The following is a 2,177-nucleotide window of genomic DNA, read 5'->3' as shown; positions in this document are numbered from 1 at the left end:
ACGTCGTAGACTCAGGGAGTCCGGTGTGCGGGGTAAGCTTGTGCACCGTGAGGGAGACAACCCAGAGCCAGGTTAAGGACCCAAAGTGTGGATTAAGTGTGATTGAAGATTGTCTCGAGCCCTAAACAGCCGGGAGGTGAGCTTAGAAGCAGCTACCCTCTAAGAATAGCGTAACAGCTTACCGGCCGAGGTTCGAGGCGTCGAAAATGATCGGGACTCAAATCCACCTCCGAGACCTGGCGGCGTGTCGTATGACACGATTCCGTAGGTTGGCATACTGCATGGGTGGAAGCACGGGTGAGAACTCGTGTGGACCGTGCAGCAACGAAAATCATGGTCTCAGTAGCAGCGAGAGTCGGGTGTGAACCCCGACGGCCTTACGCGCAAGGGTTCCTCGGCACTGTCAATCAGCCGAGGGTTAGTCGATCCTAAGTCTATCCGTAATTCGAAATAGATGAAAGGGAAACTGGTTAATATTCCAGTACCTTCTTGCACTAAACGTCGACGCTTTAGGAAACACCGAGCGGGGCCTTCGCCCCGTCGAATCACCGAAATTCGTGGAAGCCGTAACGGCACGAAGCGAACGAATGATGAGATAGAGAAATTCGGCCGTACCTAGAGCCCGTGAAAAGACAAGCAAGAAGCTCGTACCGAGATCCGACACAGGTGCGCTGGCAGAGCAAGCCAAGGCCTGTCGGGATCAACCGACGTTAGGGAATTCGGCAAGTTAGTCCCGTAAGTTCGCGATAAGGGATGCCTGCTCTTGACCGAGCAGGTCGCAGTGACTCGGACGCTCCGACTGTCTAGTAACAACATAGGTGACCGCAAATCCGCAAGGACTCGTACGGTCACTGAATCCTGCCCAGTGCGGGTATCTGAACACCTAGTACAATAGGACGAAGGACCCGTCAACGGCGGGGGTAACTATGACCCTCTTAAGGTAGCGTAGTACCTTGCCGCTTCAGTAGCGGCTTGCATGAATGGATCAACGAGAGCGTCACTGTCCCAACGTTGGGCCCGGTGAACAGTACGTTCCAGTGCGGAGTCTGGAGACCCCCAAGGGGAAGCGAAGACCCTATAGAGCTTTACTGCAGGCTGTCGCTGAGACGTGGTCGCTAATGTGCAGCATAGGTAGGAGCCATTACACAGGTACCCGCGCCAGCGGGCCACCGAGGCAACATTGAAATACTACCCGTTAGTGACTGCGACTCTCACTCCTGGCGGAGGACACCGGTAGCCGGGCAGTTTGACTGGGGCGGTACGCGCTCGAAAAGATATCGAGCGCGCCCAAAGATTTCCTCACGCGAGTCGGGAACTCGTGGAAGAGCGCAAGAGCAAACGGAAGTCTGACAGTGACATTCCCAACGAGTGTCGCTGACGCGAAAGCGTGGTCTAGCGAACCTACGAGGTTCATTCATGGGACCCGTAGATGACAGAAAAGCTACCTTAGGGATAACAGAGTCGTCACCCGCAAGAGCACATATCGACCGGGTGGCTTGCTACCTCGATGTCGGTTCCCTCCATCCTGCCTGTGCAGAAGCAGGCAAGGGTGAGGTTGTTCGCCTATTAAAGGAGGTCGTGAGCTGGGTTTAGACCGTCGTGAGACAGGTCGGCTGCTATCTATTGGGGGTGTTAAGGAACTTGACGTGAACGTTCGTATAGTACGAGAGGAACTACGAATGGGTGCCACTGGTGTACCGGTTGTCCGAGAGGGCAGATGCCGGGCAGCTACGCACCACGGGGTAAGAGCTGAACGCATCTAAGCTCGAAACCCACACGGAAAAGAAGTTCCACTGAGGACACTCGTAGAAGACGAGTTCGATAGACTCGGGGTGTACGCAACGAGGCAACGAGTTGTTAAGCCCGCGAGCACTAACAGTCCAAGCCACATTCATACGCACTGAGACCCGAGAACGGGTCCAGGCGCAAACTGGATTGCACGAACACATTGGTAAGACGGCCCGTCCGATATTGGTATGACAACGGTTCGATTCCGTTGGTCGGCATTAAGGCGGCCAGAGCGGTGAGGTTCCACCCGTACCCATCCCGAACACGGCAGTTAAGCTCACCTGCGTTCTGGTCAGTACTGGAGTGAGCGATCCTCTGGGAAATCCAGTTCGCCGCCCCCACTCATACAGAGCCCACTGGACTTCGGTCCAGTGGGCTTTTTTCATTTA

2 rRNA genes are annotated in these 2,177 nt (G+C 55.2%); both read left to right on the top strand.

From position 1 onward, the window contains the following. Positions 1 to 1,896, top strand: a 23S ribosomal RNA gene (locus AM590_RS21040); the annotation flags it as partial. 111 nt (positions 1,897 to 2,007) lie between these two features. Then, a 5S ribosomal RNA gene (gene rrf, locus AM590_RS18430) occupies positions 2,008 to 2,129 on the top strand. The last annotated feature ends 48 nt before the right edge of the window (positions 2,130 to 2,177 follow it).

Source organism: Haloferax sp. Q22 (assembly GCF_001482285.1).
In the GTDB taxonomy this organism is placed as follows: Archaea; Halobacteriota; Halobacteria; order Halobacteriales; family Haloferacaceae; genus Haloferax.
This window is presented reverse-complemented; position numbering and strand designations above follow the sequence as displayed.